The organism is Jonesia denitrificans DSM 20603 (genome assembly GCF_000024065.1).
Classification (GTDB): Bacteria; Actinomycetota; Actinomycetes; order Actinomycetales; family Cellulomonadaceae; genus Jonesia; species Jonesia denitrificans.
In genome coordinates this window covers 1,294,888-1,313,330 of record NC_013174.1, presented here as the reverse complement: position 1 = coordinate 1,313,330, position 18,443 = coordinate 1,294,888, and the positions used below count along the sequence as shown (strand labels likewise).

Here is an 18,443-nt window from a genome sequence, read left to right as displayed (position 1 = left end):
CATGAGGCCAAATCTGGCCGTATCACTGGTGAAAAATGGCATAACTATCGAGAACACCGCGTCTCAGCCTACCCGCGTGGAGCAAAGCGGTCAAACGTCCGCAGGGAGAAAGCCCCTTCGCGACTTGTGAACCTCACCACCATGCTCACGTGGGCAGGGTAGGCCCTCACATGAAGACCCTCCCCTGCCCACGTTGACCAACCAGGATTACGCAAGGACGCGAGCGACCCTCAACAGATCTTCAGGAACAGGTTTCACCTTTCCTGCAATGTCTTCCAGCGGGACAAGCACGACCTCTTCGTTGTGCAAGGCGGTCATGACGTTGGTTTTTCCTGCTGTGACGGCATCAACAGCTGCAACACCAAAACGTGACCCAAGGATGCGGTCTGTTGGTGTGGGTGTCCCACCGCGTTGCACGTGTCCAAGAACGGTCAGGCGGGTATCGAACCCGGTACGTTCTTGGATTTCGTGGGCGACTCGCTCCCCCACTGCTCCGGCGATGATCTCCCCGAACTGGCCGAGTTGAACTTCGTAGTCCATAGCTGAGCCCTTCGCTGGCTCGGCGCCTTCCGCGACCACAACGATCGAGAAGTTCGCGTGCGCACGGTGACGGTGGCGCAAGAACTTGACGATCCGTTCGATGTCAAAAGGTTCTTCGGGAGCAAGCACAATTTCCGCTCCACCAGCAATACCTGAGGCAACAGCAATCCACCCGGCATGACGTCCCATTACCTCAACGACCATGACACGGTTATGTGATTCTGCTGTGGTGTGGATACGGTCGATCGCTTCTGTCGCTATGTTCACTGCCGTGTGGTAACCAATTGACAGGTCCGTTCCCCACACGTCGTTGTCGATCGTCTTGGGGATCGCAATGACATTAATGCCCTGTTCCGCAACTTTCGAGGCGGCGTTCAGTGTTCCGTCACCACCGATGCAGATGACAGCGTCTATACGTTCGGCCTCAAACGTCGCCATCACCTGGTCCATGGCACCTGCCGAATGCGGGTGGAACCGGGCTGTTCCCAGCATTGTTCCACCTTGCGGAAGGATATTACGGATATTGGATCGGTCGAGTTGGATGACATCGCCATCAACGACGCCTTTCCACCCGTTTCGAAAACCAATGACTTGGTGCCCATATTCTCCAAGGGCTTGTTTAACAACTGCACGGATCGCGGCGTTCAAACCGGGGCAGTCACCACCACCGGTGAGCAGACCGATACGCATGAATTCTCCCTGTCATTGCACAGTGGGTGAACAGATGAGACAACTGATCCCGGTTCGCGGGCCGGACCAAGCGCCTCCTGGCTGGTCACAACCTTACCTGCATGTCGCGCATCGGTGGTGAATCTTTGGTCCCCTGACAGTGAACAGCAGCACGGGTTTTACGATGGTGGCATGACTGGCACTGATTCTCCAAGCGAAGTGGGATACTTTTTCGTCTCCGATCGAGATGCGTCGCGTGCGGCACGCACCTGGTGGGACACACACGCTGATGAGTACCTTCACGAACACGGTGATTTCCTCACCGATCACGGATTTGTGTGGGGACCCGAAGGTCTCACAGAATCCCAGGCGCAACTGCTCGGGCCCCCTCAATCACTAGCGGGACAGCGCATCCTTGAAATTGGTGCCGGCGGAGCACAATGCAGCGCTTGGCTCGTTGCTCAGGGGGCACAAGTATGCGCGACTGATGTTGCCGTGCACATGTTGGCTAGCGGACAACCAGTCCCCTCCCGTGTGTGCGCCGATGCGCTAGCGTTACCTTTCCACGATGAAAGTTTTGACCAGGTGTTCACAAGCTTTGGAGCTCTTCCCTTTGTTTTTGATGCGCGTGGCGTGCACCGCGAGGTGCACCGAGTGCTCCGCCCAGGTGGCCACTGGACTTTCTCGGTCACACATCCAGCACGGTGGATGTTTCCCGACGACCCAACCGAACATGGTATGACGATCACCCGCTCCTACTTTGCTCGCGAACCGTACGTGGAACGTGACGCCCAAGGTCAGGTCGCCTACGTAGAATTTCATCGCACGCTCGCTGACCACATCAATGATGTCATCGCAGCTGGTTTCCATCTCGACACGGTGGTGGAACCACAGTGGCAAGCACACAACAATCAGGTGTGGGGTGGCTGGGGACCAGTGCGTGGTGCCCTACTACCAGGCACCCTCATCATCCGCGCAAAGCGTCCGGGGCGCCCAGCAAGCCCCCCGGACGCATCAACAACCGATGCGCGCAGCTAGTGCCCCGCGTCATGCCAGTTTTGCCCAGTGCCAACAGACACCGCCAACGGGACGGACAACTGCATCGCTCCAGCCATCTCTTCCCGGACAATGCGCTCAGCGATTTCTTGCTCTCCGGGAGCCACTTCCACAATCAGTTCGTCGTGTATCTGAAGCAGAAGACGTGAGGAAAGCCCTTCACTCCTGAAAGCAGCATCTACCCCCAACATTGCTTGCTTAATCACATCTGCAGCACTGCCTTGAATAGGAGCATTCAACGCAACACGCTCCGCGTTTTCTCGGCGCTGCCGGTTATCACTGGTGAGATCTGGCAGATAACGGCGCCTGCCCATGATCGTCTCGGTGTATCCCGTTGTTCGTGCACGGGCAACAACTGAGGTGAGGTAATCACGCACCCCACCAAACCGGGTGAAGTAGTCATCCATCAGTGTGGAGGCCTCCCCCACACTGATGTTGAGCTGTTTCGACAAACCAAAGGCAGACAACCCATAGGCGAGCCCATAACTCATGGCTTTTACCTTGGAACGCATCTGAGGGGTCACCTCATCGATCGACACACCAAAAACCCGGGCACCCACAAAATTGTGGAGGTCCTCACCTGCTTGGAAAGCACTAATCAGCCCGTCATCTTGAGAGAGGTGAGCCATGATCCGCATCTCAATTTGCGAATAGTCCGCAGTTAAAAGAGTGTCCAACCCCTCACCGACAACAAAACCTTGCCGGATACGCCGACCTGTTTCAGTACGGATCGGGATGTTTTGCAAATTAGGGTCTGTGGACGACAGCCGACCAGTGGCAGCCACCGTTTGCTGAAAGGTGGTGTGCACACGACCATCATCTGCAACGGACTTCAACAACCCCTCAACTGTTTGCCGCAACTTCGTCGAGTCACGATACTCCAGCAGATGCTGCAAAAACGGGTGCCCAGTTTTCACGAACAAGTCAGCAAGTGATGCCGCATCAGTGGTGTAACCAGTTTTAATCTTCTTCGTCTTCGGCATGTCAAGCTGGTCAAACAACACCTCCTGCAGTTGCTTAGGCGACCCAAGATTCACCTGTCGACCAATCGCCTCAAACGCCGCTTTTTGAGCCTCGCTTCCTTGGTGAGCAAAGAAAGCATCCAAAGAGCGAAGCTGCTCCAGGTCAACAGCCACACCCACGTGTTCCATCTGAGCAAGAACCACAGTAAGAGGCAATTCCATCTCTTGGTACAACGCAGTCAACGAACGATCCGACAATTCAGCATCCAACGCCTGAGCTAGCTGAGGCAATACCGCCGCACGGTTAGCCAGCGCTCGCAGCGCATCGTCTGTGTCATCCAAACCAAGGTCCAGTGATCCTTGTGCTTGGTGTGCCACAGGGGTGATGTCACGTGACACGTAGCGGATGGAGAGGTCTTCGAGCCCGTAGGAACGTTGGTCAGGAAACGCCAGGTAGGCGGCAAGTTCAGTGTCTGCGATCACACCTTTAACACCGCCGCTGAAGCTGTGGAGCGCGTGCCATGCCTCTTTCGCGCTGTGGACGATCTTGGGGTAGTGAGGGTCCATGAGCCACTGGCGTAGGGCGACGCTATCAGCGTCACTTAACTCATCGAGGGTAACAACGACGGCGGACTCTGGTGTCGCGCTGAGCGCGATCTGCCATGCGGTCCCGCGTGATGGAACGCCTTTTCCTGCGACAGCCAGACCCATCGGTTGTCGTGTTGAGCTCAGCCATTGTGCCAACTCCCCCGCGGCCACCTCCATGATCTGCGTCGAAGCGCCCTGCGCTGCACCGCCTTCATCGTGCGTTCCCTGGTCGACTGCCCCCATCATGGCAAGCAGGCGTTCGCGTAAGGTGCGGAACTCCAGCATGTCAAAGATTTCGTGAAGCTTATTCCGGTCCCATTGTTGGACGGTGAGATCATTGGGCATGACGTCGAGGTCAACGTCTGTCAGGAGACGGTTGATTTCACGGTTTTGGCGCACTTGGTCGAGGTGGTCGCGAAGCTTTTCCCCCACTTTTCCCTTAATGGTCTCGGCTGAGTTCAGCACTTCGGTCAGGCTGCCAAACTGGTTGACCCACTTCGCGGCGGTCTTGGGACCTACTCCTGGGACCCCAGGAATGTTGTCTGAGGTTTCACCAACGAGGGCTGCAAGGTCTGGGTATTGTTCGGGGCGAACACCATATTTTTCTTCGACCGCCTCTGGTGTGTAGCGCTTGAGTTCTGACACGCCTTTGACGGGGTATAACACAGTGACATGATCGTTAACGAGTTGGAGGGTGTCACGGTCACCTGAACACAGCAGGACCTCCATACCGGCTTCTGCCGCGCAGGTGGACCAAGTAGCAAGAATATCGTCAGCTTCGAATCGGTCTTTTTCCAGGTAGCGAATGTTCATCGCGTCAAGAACTTCTTTGATCAGTGCGACCTGACCTTTGAACGGCTCGGGAGTTGCGTCTCTGGTTCCTTTGTACTGTGGGAACACCTCAGTGCGGAATGTGTGAGCTCCCGCATCGAAGGCGACACCAACGTGGGTGGGCTGTTCATTTTTGATGAGTGTGGCCAACATGGAAATAAACCCGTGGACGGCGTTGGTGTAGGCACCTCCCGACGTCATAAATTTATCGGCCGGGAGCGCGAAAAACGCGCGAAAAGCCATGGAGTGTCCGTCGATGATGAGCAGTCTGGGTCGCACAATGTCATTCACACCTGCCAATGTATACGGTATGGATGACAAGTACACACTGACTTTGACCGACGAACAGCTCGCTCAGTCCCTCCTTGGGCGTATGGGGATTGTGTTGACTCACGTTGATGCGATCAGTGCACAAGGCACGATGCCCGTTGCTGGTAACACCCAGCCTTACGGTTTGCTTCACGGTGGCGCGAGTGCCGTGTTGGCGGAAACTTTGGGGTCTTTTGCTGCTGGTGTTCATGCTGGAGCGGGAAAAGTCGCGGTGGGGGTTGATCTGAATATCACGCATCATCGTTCGGTGACGTCAGGTTGTGTCACTGGTGAGGCGCGGGCTCTTCACCGTGGCCGTTCAACTGCGACGTATTCGGTGGCGATTAGTCAGTCAGGCCACCTTGTTGCCTCTGCTCGGTTAACATGCATGATTATTGACCAGCCACAGGTTCGCGGCAATGAATCGTGAGGAGGTTAGTCGATGTTGCGGGGGTGTCGTTGAGGAGGTACCACAGCGATAGGTTGTGATGATGTGTAGGTGGCCTGGAATGCACGTAGGTCCAGTGGACCTGAGTGGGTTTCGCTTCGGGCTCGACGGCGCCGCGCAATGATGTCTTCAATGGGGGTAACCCCCCGGCGCGGGCGTTTGGTTTCGGTCGCGAGATGACGAAGTAGCGCTTGAGTGGTGACTACACGGTGTGCGGCAGCTGGTGCGAATCCGAGTCGAGCGTAGAAGCGTTGCATCCCCCGTGATCCTGGCAGTGGCAGTGCGTAGATGTCGTGTGCGCCGTTGTCGTGTGCTGTTTGTGCAATCTTTGACATGAGTTGGTGGCCCACTCCGCGGCGCCGCGCGCCCTCGTCCACGTAGATGAGTTCTACATAGAGCATGGAGTTTGTGAGGAACTGGCCTGGCATGATGTCGCGGGTGAGGGAGAATCCCACGATGGAACCATCAAGGTAAGCAACGAAGATGCGTGTTCCGGGAAGTTCTGCGTACGTGCACAGTTGTTGTCGTAACCCTGCCTGGTCTGCAACACAGATGTGAGCTCCGAGAGCAGCTTCATCTCGTGCGGTGAGACATAGGGCGGCAAGCTCGTCCAGGTGCTCGGGGTCGAGGTCGGTGACGCTGATACCGAGTTTCACGTCTTCCTCCTTTTCCCTGAAGCGGTCACGGTGGCGGAACCACAGTGTTGTGTCGCCGTGAAGGGTATATCGGCGGTGATGCACCCTCAGACGATCATCAAACAACGAACTTCACCCAGGCGCAATAGTCAGTTGATCCCAGATTGCCAGGACAGACAAAAGCCCCACGGGTTGTGGGTCCATGGGGCTTTTGGTGCTACTACTCGCCCACCTGGTCGATTACTGCGTCTGCGACTTCTCGCATTGTCAGGCGACGGTCCATCGAGGTCTTTTGGATCCATCGGAATGAATCTGGCTCACTCAATCCCATTTTTGACATCAAGAGTCCTTTGGCCCGATCAACGCGTTTACGGGTTTCAAAGCGCTCTGAGAGGTCGGCGATCTCTGATTCCAGTGCAGCCATTTCTTTGTAGCGTGAGATGGCAATTTCGACGGCGGGCAGAAGGTCCGCAGGGCTAAATGGTTTAACGACGTAGGCCATAGCTCCTGCGTCGCGAGCCCTTTCAACGAGTTCTGTTTGGGAAAACGCGGTGAGGAGGACGACTGGTGCAACGTGGGCTTTCGCAATGCGTTCAGCAGCTGAGATGCCGTCGAGTTCGGGCATTTTCACGTCCATGACAACGACGTCAGGGGTTAGTTCCGTGGCTAGTCGCACGGCGGTTTCTCCGTCGCCTGCCTCTCCAACGACCTCGTAACCTGCCTCGGTGAGGGTCTCCACAACATCCATCCGGATGAGCGCTTCGTCTTCAGCGACAACTGCCCGGCGTTTGGGGCCACGTGGGCTCTCCTGCGCGGCGTTGTCGACCGTCGTCGTGACGTCGTCGAAGTTGATGATGGAGTCTGCGCGTTCGGCAGCTTCTGCGCTGAGTTCGTCGTTGCTTTTGGTCACGTATCTATTCTAGTCCGCGAACTCGCGCTCGTGGGAGTTTCGTGCCATGTTCGTCGCAGAATGAAATGAACGTCACGCAGTGAACATGTCCGTGGATTTCGCAACTGCTGGTTCGCCATGTAAAGTTGTCACCTGAAGGAACACGGTTCGTCAGGAGATATGACGGGTTGTTTCCTTAGTGCCCCGGTAGCCCAACCGGCAGAGGCGTTCGGCTCAAACCCGATCCAGTGTGGGTTCGAATCCCACCCGGGGCACAGTAATCCCTCAGCACTGCGGTTCATCGTGCTGAGGGATTTTTGTGTTTTCGTGAGAATTGTCGACGCTCGATGTGTAGGTGTTGCGTTAGTGGCCGTCAATGGCTGTGGCTGTTTCTTTGGCGTCAAAGCTTCCTAAGGGAATGTGTGCTGCGCGCACGTAGTTCACCGTTGATTGCTGGACGACAAATGTTCCTGATTGTTGCAATCCAGCGCGGACGACGAGGCCCACTTCCTGGTGGGCGCTGGTTGATGCCATGATGCGCCCCGTGAGCTGTGGGTGTCGGTGTTCGACGTCGCGGGCTTGTTCTTGATCACCTGGAACAATAATGACGATTGATGCGTGCGGTGTGCGTTGCGCCAAGCGTTCTATTTCCCGGTCGCCTAGTGTCAACGTGTGTGGTGGATGGTACGCACATTGGCGGCCACAACGCACTGTGGCCGGTCCCCTTAGCGGGGGCCGGCCACAGGATGACGCGTGGTGCTGTGAACTAGATGTCGTCACCGATGCGGTGCACGAGAATCGAGTTCGTGGTCCCAGAGACCCCAACAGGGGCACCGGAGACAACAACGACGAGATCGCCTGATTCAGCGAGACCGTCTTCTTGGAGTTTCGCGTCTACTTGACGAACCATCGCATCAGTTGATTCCACCTGGTCAACCTGGCGCGAGGTGACCCCCCATGACAGGGCAAGAACGGAACGCACGTCAGAACGTGGGGTGAATGCAAGGTGCTGCAATGGTGAGCGCAGTCGTGCGAAACGACGTGCGGAGTCACCTGACTGAGTAAAGGTCACAATGTACTTCACACCAAGGGTTTCGCCGATTTCAGCGGCCGCCCGAGTGATAGCTCCACCACGGGTGTGTGGGGTTGACCCCAAGGGCGCGATTCGTTCACGGCCAAGTTCTTCGGTGGCCTCCACGATCTTCGCCATGGTCTCAACGGCCTCAATGGGGAAGTCACCCACTGATGTTTCGCCCGAGAGCATCACAGCGTCAGCACCATCAAGGATGGCGTTTGCACAGTCAGAGGCTTCTGCACGGGTGGGGCGAGGTGAGCTAATCATTGACTCAAGGACCTGGGTGGCCACAATGACAGGCTTTGCTGCCCGGCGGGCAAGCTCAACAGCACGCTTTTGGACGAGTGGAACCTGTTCCAAAGGAAGTTCCACACCAAGGTCACCGCGGGCAACCATGATGGCGTCAAACGCATCAACAATCTCAGCGAGGTTGTCAACGGCCTGTGGCTTTTCAACCTTCGCCACAACAGGAAGGATACGTCCTTCTTCTTCCATGACCTTGCGCACGTCATCGTAGTCACGTGCACTGCGCACAAATGACAAAGCGATGATGTCAGCACCCAAGCGGATCGCCCAACGAAGGTCATCTTCGTCCTTGTCTGACATGGCTGGTACAGAAACAGCCACACCAGGAAGGTTCAAACCCTTGTTGTTGGACAGCGGGCCAGGAACTTCACACTTGGTGACAACTTTGTTGCCCTCAACCTCAATGACCCGGACGGTGACTTTACCGTCATCGATGAGGATAGGGTCACCAACACGTGCATCCTGAGGAAGACCCTTGTGGGTGGTGGAGCAGATCTCCTGGTTGCCAAGGATGTCGTCAGTGGTGATCGTGAAAATGTCGCCCACCTCAAGGAAGTACTTGCGGTCTTCCTCGAACTTGCCCAGACGAATCTTTGGTCCTTGCAGGTCAACGAGAACCGCGACGTTACGCCCGGCCTCTTCAGCTGCTGCCCGGATGTTCCGGTAAACAGCCTCGTGTTCTTCGTACCCACCGTGGCTACGGTTAATACGTGCCACATCCATGCCGGCGTTCACAAGCCGAAGCATGTTTTCCGGGGAAGAAGTTGCGGGTCCGATGGTGCAAACGATCTTTGCTTTGCGCATAGCTCCAGCCTATGTGTTGGAAAATCTCAGCTGTGGGGACGTTGTGCTTCCCTTGTCTCACACATTCTAGCCATGGCAGACATGGCTCGTATGGGACCTCAGGGACGCAACGCCATGGTCGATGCTTTCACTGGTCGAGGAAGCTCAGTTCCTCCCTGCAGATATTCATCGACACTCGCTGCCGCCGCCCGTCCCTCTGCAATCGCCCACACGATGAGAGATTGTCCGCGACCTGCGTCGCCAGCGACAAAGACACCCGGCATTGAGGACTCATATTCGTCCGTCCGTGCGATTCTACCCCGCTTATCACAAGAAAGCGCAGCACTGTCCACGAACGTGTCTGTCTCAGCGCCCGTGAACCCCAACGCAATCAACACAAGATCGGCAGGAAGATCCCGTTCCGTCCCAGCGGTGGGCACACGTCGACCATCAGACAAATACTCAGTCGTCGCAACCCGCAACGCTTCAACCTGCCCATGTGAACCCACAAACTCCACAGTCGACGCCAAAAACTCCCGAGACCCACCCTCTTCATGAGAACTCGAGACCTCAAACAGGCGTGGCGTCACCGGCCACGGTTCACTCTCCGGACGCACCTTGGGAGGCTCCACACCAATTGCCAGGTTCGTCACACTCGCAGCACCCTGACGTAACGCCGTCCCAATACAGTCAGACCCCGTGTCCCCACCCCCAATAACAATGACATGCTTACCACGCGCATCAATAGGGTCACTCACCTCAGAGCCACGACACTGCCTATTCGAACGCACAAGATAATCCATCGCGAAATGAATCCCACCCAAATCACGACCCGGCAACGGCAAATCACGAGGAACCGGAGCCCCCGTCGCCACCACCACCGCATCAAACGTCTCATAGACCTCAGCCCACGACACATCCACACCCACCTGGGTCGACACCCGAAAACGTGTCCCCTCAGCAACCATCTGCTCAATACGGCGATCAATATGGTGCTTTTCCAACTTGAAATCAGGAATCCCAAACCGAAGAAGCCCACCCACAGCCTCATCCCGCTCAAACACCACCACCGTATGACCAGAACGAGTCAACTGCTGCGCCGCAGCCAACCCAGCCGGCCCAGACCCAATAACAGCCACCGTCTTCCCCGACAACCGCTCAGGAACAACAGGAGGCAAAAAACCCTGCCGAAAAGCCTCATCAACAATCGACACTTCAATATTCTTGATCGTCACCGCAGGCTGACTAATCCCCAACACACAACTGTCCTCACACGGAGCAGGACACACACGCCCAGTAAACTCCGGGAAATTATTCGTCGCATGCAACCGATCACTCGCCTCACGCCACAAGCCACGCCGCACCAAATCATTCCAATCAGGAATGAGATTTCCCAACGGACACCCCTGATGACAAAACGGGATCCCACAATCCATACAACGAGACGCCTGCCGCGCCAAATAAGGCGACGTCGGATCACGCTTCACCATCACATCCGCATAATCCATCAACCGCACACTCACCGGACGATATCCAGGAAGCTCCCGCTCACGAACCTTCAAAAACCCACGTGGATCAGCCACGAGCCACCTCCAACAATTCGTCCCACACACCAGGAGCAGAAAAATCAAGACCAGCAACACGAGCCTGATCCAACGCCGCCCGCATCCGAACAAAGTCCCGCGGAACAACCTTCGTGAACCGACCCAACGACGCAGGCACATCCGCAAGCAAAGTTGACGCCATCACAGAACCCGTCAACCGAACATGCTCCTCAAGCAAAGCAACCACCCGAGCAGCATCCCCCTCATCAAGCCCCTCCAACAACAACTCACCACTGTCCACCGCAGCAGGATTCACACACGACGAATCAAGATCCAACACCCACGCCACACCACCCGACATCCCTGCACCCAAATTGCGCCCAGTCGGCCCCACAATCAACACCTCACCACCAGTCATGTACTCCAACCCGTGGTCCCCAATACCCTCCACAACAAGAGACGCACCCGAATTACGCACCGCAAACCGCTCACCACTACGCCCGTTAATAAACACCTTCCCCGACGTCGCACCATACCCAACCACGTTCCCCGCAATCACATTGCCCTCAGCCCCATGACCAGCATCAGCAGGACAACTCACGACAACAGTCCCACCAGACAACCCCTTCGCCACATAATCATTGGCCTCCCCCACCACACGAAGATCCACACCACGCGGCAAAAAAGCACCCAACGACTGCCCCGCAGTACCCACAAGATTCACCACAATCGTCCCCTCAGGCAAACCCTCACCCCGATACCGACGCGTCACCTCATAACCCAGAATCGTCCCCACAGTCCGATGCACATTACGCACCCGAGCAGACAACACAACCGGCTCACCACGCTCAAGAGCAGGCTCCGCCCCCGCAATCAACTCCACATCCAACGCATCAGCAAGACCATGATCCTGCTCAACACGCTTCTTCACATCACTACCAGGAAGCGGCACAGAAGGAGCAAGAATCGGAGAAAAATCAAGCCCCAACGTCTTCACATGCCCAGCCTCACCATTCACCCGCAACGCCTCAACATGACCAATAGCCTCATCAATACTCCGGAACCCCAACTCCGCCAACAGCTCACGAACCTCCTGCGCAATGAACTCAAAAAAATTCACCACAAACTCAGGCTTGCCAGTAAACCGCTCACGCAACTCCGGATTCTGCGTCGCCACCCCAACAGGACACGTATCCAAATGACACACCCGCATCATGATGCACCCAGACACCACCATCGGAGCCGTCGCAAAACCAAACTCCTCCGCACCAAGAAGCGCAGCAATCACCACATCACGACCAGTCTTCAACTGACCATCAACCTGCACCGTAATCCGATCACGCAAATCATTGAGCACAAGAGTCTGATGCGTCTCCGCAAGCCCCAACTCCCACGGAGTACCCGCATGCTTCAACGACGTCAACGGACTCGCACCAGTCCCCCCATCATGACCAGAAATCAACACCACATCCGCATGTGCCTTCGACACACCAGCAGCAACAGTGCCCACCCCATGCTCCGACACCAACTTCACATGAATACGCGCTCGCGGGTTAGCGCTCTTCGCGTCATGAATAAGTTGAGCAAGATCTTCAATGGAGTAGATATCGTGGTGGGGTGGCGGTGAAATGAGCCCCACCCCGGGGGTTGAGTGACGGGTTTCAGCAACCCAGGGGTACACCTTATTCCCTGGGAGTTGTCCTCCTTCTCCTGGCTTCGCACCTTGTGCCAGCTTGATTTGGATATCATCCGCGTTCACCAAGTACTCAGAGGTCACACCAAAGCGTCCTGAAGCAATCTGCTTGACTCGTGAACGGCGTTGAGGGTCATAAAGGCGTTCAGGATGCTCGCCGCCCTCGCCCGTATTGGAACGTCCTCCCAGTTGGTTCATCGCGATAGCAAGCGTTTCGTGGGTTTCTTGAGAGATAGATCCGTAGGACATCGCACCGGTATTGAAGCGGGTGACAATAGAGCTGATCGGCTCCACCTCGTCGAGAGGAACGGCTGGCCGTGTGGGAGCAAACTCAAGCAGTCCACGAATTGTCATCAGACGCTGGGTTTGCTCATTGACGCGCCCTGTGTACTTGCGAAAGATGTCGAAACGTTTTGTTCGAGTCGCGTGCTGCAACGCAAACACGGTCTCTGGATCAAAGAGGTGCTCTTCACCTTCGCGCCGCCACTGGTATTCACCGCCGACACGCAAGGTGCGATGTGGTTGTGGGCTTCCCGACAGTGGGTATGCATCGCGGTGGCGTGCTTCGGATTCGCGGGCAACATCGGCAAGTGAGATTCCGCCCAGACGCGAGGTGGTTCCCGTGAAGTAATCGTCAATGAGCTGTTGGGACAATCCCACTGCTTCAAATACTTGTGCACCACGGTAGGACGAAATTGTCGAGATTCCCATCTTAGACATCACTTTGAGAACCCCTTTGCCCAGTGCCGTAATGAGGTTCGCTACGGCAACGTCTGGGGCGACAGAGAGCTGGTTGGTCCGTGCTAGTTCTTCGACACTCTCCATAGCAAGATAAGGGTTAACTGCAGCTGCCCCATAGCCAATGAGCAACGCAACATGATGCACCTCACGAACGTCCCCCGCCTCAACGATCAACGACACTTGAGTGCGCGTTTGCCGTCGGACAAGATGGTGATGCACAGCAGACAGCAACAAAAGTGACGGGATAGGTGCGTACTCAGAGTAACTGTTACGGTCTGACAACACGATGAAACTGACTCCGCCTGCAACAGCTTCATCAACCTCACGGAAGATCTCTGCCAGTCGAGACTCAAGCCCTTGAGCACCATCATGGACGCGGTATAGACCCCGTACAGTCATTGAGGTGAACTGAGCACCTGGGTGTGACGCGCGATTGATGTGGATGATTTTCGCCAAGTCATCGTTGGAGATCACGGGAAATGACAAAATGAGCTTGCGCGCGTGAAGGGGGGTGGACTCCAACAGGTTCGGCTCGGGCCCGATTGCCCCACCAATTGACGTCACTAGTTGTTCGCGGATGGAGTCCAGTGGCGGGTTGGTGACTTGTGCAAACATTTGAGTGAAGTAATCGAAAAGCAAACGCGGGCGAGTTGACAGCACCGCGATGGGGGTATCAGAGCCCATCGCCCCCAGCGGTTCAGCGCCTGTTTCTGCCATAGGAGTCAACAGGATTTTGAGCTCTTCATGGGTGTACCCAAATGCGCGTTGCCGGCGTTCCACCGACGCAGAGGAATGGGTGACATGTTCACGGTCAGGCAATTCATCGAGTCGAATCGCGTGATCCTTGACCCACTGCGCATAAGGGTTTTCTGAAGCAACTTCAGTTTTGATCTCTTCGTCAGGAATGATGCGACCTGCAGCGGTGTCCACGAGGAACATTTTTCCTGGTTCGAGGCGTCCACGTTGCGCAATGCGCTCTGGTGCAATGTCGAGGACACCAGCCTCCGAAGCAAGGACAACCAGCCCGTCGTGGGTGACCCAGAATCGACCCGGGCGTAGACCGTTGCGGTCGAGCACAGCGCCAATAAGTGTGCCGTCAGTGAAAGTTAAACATGCTGGCCCATCCCACGGCTCAATAAGATGTGAATGATATTCGTAGAACGCCCGGCGTTCCGCACTCATGTGTTGGTGGTTTTCCCAGGGCTCGGGAATCATCATCATCACCGCATGCGGCAACGGCCGCCCGCCCAGGTGAAGCAGTTCCAGGACTTCATCAAAGGACGCCGAATCTGATGCCCCTGGCGTGCAGATCGGCAGCAATGGGGCCACATCGCCAAGAACGGGGGACGCGAGGGTCCCTTGACGCGCGGCCATCCAGTTTCTGTTCCCTCGGACAGTGTTGATTTCACCGTTGTGCGCGATCATGCGCATAGGCTGGGCCAATGGCCAGGAAGGGAATGTGTTGGTAGAGAAACGGGAATGAACGAGGGCGAGCTGCGAAGTGTAGAGCGGAGAATGAAGGTCAGGAAAGAATGGGCGCAACTGTTCAACAGTGAGCATTCCTTTGTAGGTGACAGTGCGCGACGACAACGAAGCAAAAAACACTCCTGCTTCATGTTCTGTCCGCTTCCGCAGGCGGTAAGCCAGGCGTTCCAGTGCAGCCCCCGTGACAGTGGAATCCAGTGCTGTCACGACCACCTGGGCGAAGTGAGGCATCGTGGATAGCGCCATCGATCCCACTGAGGAAGCATCAGTGGGAACATCACGCCACGAGTGGACACAAAGGCCCTCTTCAGTGGCGATGCGTGCCACCGTGTCTTGTTCCTGTGACCGCAGAACGTCGTCGGTGGCAAAGAAACCAAGCCCAGTTGCGTAAGCACCTGGTTGGGGAAGGTCGTTGATGACACTCTGGTAGAACTGATGCGGGATCTGTGTGAGGATCCCGGCGCCATCGCCAGTATTCACTTCAGCGCCCACTGCACCTCGATGGTCTAGATTGATGAGTGCAGTAAGACCTTGTTCGACAATGTCGTGGCTCGGCCCACCTGTAAGAGAAGCAACAAAAGCAACACCACATGCGTCATGCTCGTCTTCAGGGTTGTACAAACCAATAGGTTGAGTTCGTGTGCCCCACAGCGTCGTGGCGTCACTGCGTACCTGGTGCTCGTTCCTCATCATGGTGGTGTCCTCAGGGGCCGTGGTTGAGGCAGTGTGAGTGCCTCATTTAGTCATTTGCGTTGACCTTACTGAGGTGGAGTTTCACTTGTGTTACACCTGTCGAGGCATCGTTTCTTCCGTGTTGTCGGCGTGTTTCCAGGTGTTTTCTCCGTGTGTCAAACGTGTTACGTCATAGCTTCTGTTGCACCAAAAAAGCGCCGGGAACCTCTGCATTGCTGCGGGTTCCCGGCGCCATCGCGGCACTTTTTATTCTGTTATCTCTGCGTCGACCTGAGGTTGGTTTCCCATCGAATCGTTAACGTACTTGTTACCTCGGCCAGCAAGGAAGAATCCAATGGTTCCGCCCACCATGACAAGGATGGACACCCAGACGTTCACACGCATTCCAAATATGATCTCGGCGGTGTCAATCCGAAGGAGCTCGATCCACAGGCGACCTGCGGTGTACCACACGACATAAAGCCAGAAGACTTGGAACGGCGCAAATCTCACACGTCGGTCGAGCAGAAGGATAATGATCGCCCCGAGAGTGCACCACAACAGCTCATACAAGAACGTGGGGTGGAACAATGTGCCAGGATCATATCCTGCAGGAATGTGGGCCGCATCGATTTCAAGACCCCACGGCATTGTTGTGGGTGCACCAAAGAGTTCCTGATTAAACCAGTTACCCAACCGACCAATTGCCTGTGCCAGCAAAAGCCCTGGTGCAAGAGCGTCAGCGAATGAGGCGAAGGAAAGTCCGGTGCGTCGGCATCCAATCCATGCTCCTACTGCACCAAGCGCGACGGCTCCCCAGATTCCCAGACCGCCCTCCCAAATGTAGAGGGCTTTGATGGGATTACCGTTTTCACCAAAATAGGGCCGTGGTGTGGAAATAACATGATAGATGCGCCCTCCCACGATCCCAAACGGAACGGCCCACATCGCAACGTCATACACTTGATCAGCGTTTCCACCACGGGGGACAATCCGTCGGACTGTCAACCACACAGCTACCACGATTCCCAGCAGAATAGCTAGCGCGTAGGCGCGAAGCGGTAACGGACCGAGGTGCCAGACAGCTTGCGGCGGGCTAGGAATTGAGGCAACAAGTCCGGTCATGATGTCTCCTGCGCCCGTACGCCAGCAATCGCTGTGGCCATCGCAGAAGCGATACGCCCCATGGTTTCGCGTCGTTCTTCCAGTGATTGACCGCTCTCGCCTGTTAACGCTTTCACGAATGCTGACCCGACGATGACCCCGTCAGCGTAAGCACCTACTCGTGCTGCTTGCTCAGGGGTCGAGACGCCTAGGCCAACACACACGTACGATGCGCCCTGCTGCTGGGTGCGGTGAACCAGTTCCTCAGCTGCGTCACTGATAGTGGTGCGCTCCCCTGTGACCCCCATGGTCGAGGCCGCATACACAAAACCACGTGACGCTTGTGCGGTGAGGTGAAGACGTTCATCAGTGGAACTAGGTGCAACAAGGAAAATCTTGTCGAGATGGTGCGCGTCTGCTGCAGCGATCCAGTCATGCGCATAGTCCGGAGTGAGATCTGGGGTCACCACTCCTGCCCCACCTGCTGCCGCAAGATCTTGAGCAAAACGTTCGACACCGTAATGGAAAATCGGGTTGAAATATGTCATTACAACGATGGGTACACCGCGTCCCGAGACAGCCCGCACAACATCAAACACATGAGATAACCGCGCACCATTGTCAAGCGCATGCTGAACGGCCGCAGCGATGACTGGACCATCCATGACCGGATCTGAGTAAGGGACACCTAACTCGATAATGTCGCATCCGTTGTCAATGAGGGTCGTGACAGCTTGGATGCTTTCCTCAACAGAGGGATACCCTACGGGGAAGTAACCAATGAGCGCAGCACGTCCCTCACTACGGCACTGTTGCAGCCTTTGCTCCACAATGCTGTTCACTGTGCGCCTCCTTCAGTGAGGTCAGCGTTGTCATCAACGAGTTGAAACCACCGGGCTGCTGTTGCCACGTCTTTGTCCCCACGGCCTGACAGATTCACCAAGATGACCTCGTCGTTGCGCCCGTCACGGGCCGCCTGTTGTCCAAGCTCAAGAGCTCCAGCTAGAGCATGCGCTGACTCAATTGCAGGGATGATCCCCTCAGTTCTTGACAACAGCCGAAGTGCGTCCATCGCTTGAGCGTCAGTGATTGACCGGTACTCGGCTCGCCCGATGGAGTGAAGGTAGGCGTGCTGTGGTCCCACACCCGGGTAGTCGAGACCTGCAGAAATTGAGTGTGACTCTTGAGTCTGCCCATCGTCGTCTTGAAGAAGATAAGATTTCGCCCCATGAAGCACTCCGGGTGCACCTCCCGAGATCGTCGAGGCGTGCCGTCCAGTATCTATCCCTTCCCCGCCTGCTTCAAGGCCAACAAGACGAACGGATTCGTCGTCCACAAATGCATCGAATATTCCGATAGCGTTGGACCCACCGCCCACGCATGCAGCAACGACGTCAGGGAGCCGCCCAGTCTCTTCCAGCATTTGCGCGCGCGCTTCGACACCGATGATCCGTTGGAAGTCACGCACCATTGCGGGGAAGGGATGTGGCCCTGCTGCAGTTCCAAAGACATAGTTGGTGGTGTCCACGTTGGTCACCCAGTCACGCAGAGCTTCGTTAATCGCATCCTTCAGGGTGCGCGACCCCGTGGTTACGGGGATCACTTCCGCACCGAGCAGTCTCATCCGAGCGACGTTCAGAGCTTGACGCTGGGTGTCTTCTTCACCCATGTAGATGACACAGTCCAAATCGAACAGTGCCGCCGCGGTAGCGGTTGCCACGCCGTGTTGCCCAGCACCAGTTTCAGCAATGACTCGTTTCTTACCCACCCGCTTGGTGAGAAGAGCTTGACCGAGCACATTGTTGATTTTGTGGGAGCCAGTGTGGTTGAGATCCTCACGTTTGAGGAACACCCGCACACCCCCAGCGTGCTGCGCGAACCGGGGAACCTCAGTGATAATCGACGGGCGGCCTGAGTATGTTCGGTGAAGAGAGCTGAGTTCCCGCTCAAACTCTGGGTCACGCTTCGCCTTGCTGTACACCTCGTCGAGCTCATCGAGAGCTGCGATGAGAGCTTCAGGCATAAATCGCCCACCAAACTCCCCGAAGAACGGGCCGGGCATATTTTGCAGTGACGTGGCCACTGACTCTCCTATCTCACCAAGGAAGGACGG

Annotated in this window: 13 protein-coding genes and 1 tRNA gene; 3 read left to right on the top strand and 11 right to left on the bottom strand. The window is 56.1% G+C overall.

Annotated elements, in window-relative coordinates; all coding sequences use genetic code 11:
* Positions 1-207: 207 nt before the first annotated feature.
* Positions 208-1,230: a 6-phosphofructokinase gene (locus JDEN_RS06195; protein ID WP_015771512.1), complete on the bottom strand. Its 1,023-nt coding sequence runs from the start codon at positions 1,228-1,230 to the stop codon at positions 208-210.
* A 171-nt stretch (positions 1,231-1,401) separates the two neighbouring features.
* Between JDEN_RS06195 and JDEN_RS06190 the strand changes: the two genes are divergently transcribed.
* Complete coding sequence (locus JDEN_RS06190; protein WP_049754519.1) at positions 1,402-2,247, top strand: class I SAM-dependent methyltransferase; 846 nt, start codon at positions 1,402-1,404, stop codon at positions 2,245-2,247.
* On the opposite strand, the gene polA is transcribed toward JDEN_RS06190, so the two are convergent.
* Positions 2,244-4,937: a DNA polymerase I gene (polA, locus tag JDEN_RS06185; RefSeq protein ID WP_226926588.1), complete on the bottom strand. Its 2,694-nt coding sequence runs from the start codon at positions 4,935-4,937 to the stop codon at positions 2,244-2,246. The two genes, JDEN_RS06190 and polA, sit on opposite strands and share 4 nt — an antisense overlap.
* A gap of 19 nt (positions 4,938-4,956) precedes the next feature.
* On the opposite strand from polA, the gene JDEN_RS06180 reads away from it, so the two are divergent.
* The gene (locus JDEN_RS06180) at positions 4,957-5,385 is read left to right on the top strand and encodes a PaaI family thioesterase (RefSeq protein ID WP_049754440.1); all 429 of its coding nucleotides are present in this window, start codon (positions 4,957-4,959) and stop codon (positions 5,383-5,385) included.
* A gap of 5 nt (positions 5,386-5,390) precedes the next feature.
* Here JDEN_RS06180 and JDEN_RS06175 read toward each other — a convergent pair whose 3' ends face one another.
* Together JDEN_RS06175 and JDEN_RS06170 are read right to left on the bottom strand one after the other, a co-directional pair.
* Positions 5,391-6,059 (bottom strand): GNAT family N-acetyltransferase, encoded by a 669-nt coding sequence (locus JDEN_RS06175; protein WP_015771508.1) that lies wholly within the window; start codon positions 6,057-6,059, stop codon positions 5,391-5,393.
* A 199-nt stretch (positions 6,060-6,258) separates the two neighbouring features.
* The gene (locus tag JDEN_RS06170) at positions 6,259-6,891 is read right to left on the bottom strand and encodes an ANTAR domain-containing response regulator (RefSeq protein WP_083775201.1); all 633 of its coding nucleotides are present in this window, start codon (positions 6,889-6,891) and stop codon (positions 6,259-6,261) included.
* 237 nt (positions 6,892-7,128) lie between these two features.
* On the opposite strand from JDEN_RS06170, the gene JDEN_RS06165 reads away from it, so the two are divergent.
* A tRNA-Leu gene (locus JDEN_RS06165) sits at positions 7,129-7,202 on the top strand.
* Between the two features lie 88 nt (positions 7,203-7,290).
* On the opposite strand, the gene JDEN_RS06160 is transcribed toward JDEN_RS06165, so the two are convergent.
* The 7 genes from JDEN_RS06160 to trpB all read right to left on the bottom strand — a co-directional run bounded on the left by JDEN_RS06160 (position 7,291) and on the right by trpB (position 18,392).
* Positions 7,291-7,596 carry a hypothetical protein gene (locus JDEN_RS06160; RefSeq protein WP_217175383.1) on the bottom strand — a complete coding sequence of 102 codons (306 nt, stop codon included), beginning with the start codon at positions 7,594-7,596 and terminating at the stop codon, positions 7,291-7,293.
* A gap of 97 nt (positions 7,597-7,693) precedes the next feature.
* Positions 7,694-9,112, bottom strand: a complete 1,419-nt coding sequence (gene pyk / locus JDEN_RS06155; protein WP_015771505.1) for a pyruvate kinase — start codon at positions 9,110-9,112, stop codon at positions 7,694-7,696.
* A 98-nt stretch (positions 9,113-9,210) separates the two neighbouring features.
* Positions 9,211-10,674, bottom strand: coding sequence for a glutamate synthase subunit beta (locus JDEN_RS06150; RefSeq protein ID WP_015771504.1), 1,464 nt, complete (start codon positions 10,672-10,674; stop codon positions 9,211-9,213).
* Positions 10,667-15,244, bottom strand: a complete 4,578-nt coding sequence (gltB, locus tag JDEN_RS06145; protein WP_015771503.1) for a glutamate synthase large subunit — start codon at positions 15,242-15,244, stop codon at positions 10,667-10,669. Before gltB ends, JDEN_RS06150 begins: the two co-directional genes overlap by 8 nt.
* A 249-nt stretch (positions 15,245-15,493) precedes the next feature.
* Positions 15,494-16,351 (bottom strand): prolipoprotein diacylglyceryl transferase, encoded by an 858-nt coding sequence (lgt, locus tag JDEN_RS06140; protein WP_015771502.1) that lies wholly within the window; start codon positions 16,349-16,351, stop codon positions 15,494-15,496.
* Positions 16,348-17,172 (bottom strand): tryptophan synthase subunit alpha, encoded by an 825-nt coding sequence (gene trpA, locus JDEN_RS06135; protein WP_015771501.1) that lies wholly within the window; start codon positions 17,170-17,172, stop codon positions 16,348-16,350. Before trpA ends, lgt begins: the two co-directional genes overlap by 4 nt.
* Positions 17,169-18,392, bottom strand: a complete 1,224-nt coding sequence (trpB, locus tag JDEN_RS06130) for a tryptophan synthase subunit beta (protein WP_041288256.1) — start codon at positions 18,390-18,392, stop codon at positions 17,169-17,171. Before trpB ends, trpA begins: the two co-directional genes overlap by 4 nt.
* Positions 18,393-18,443 lie beyond the last annotated feature (51 nt).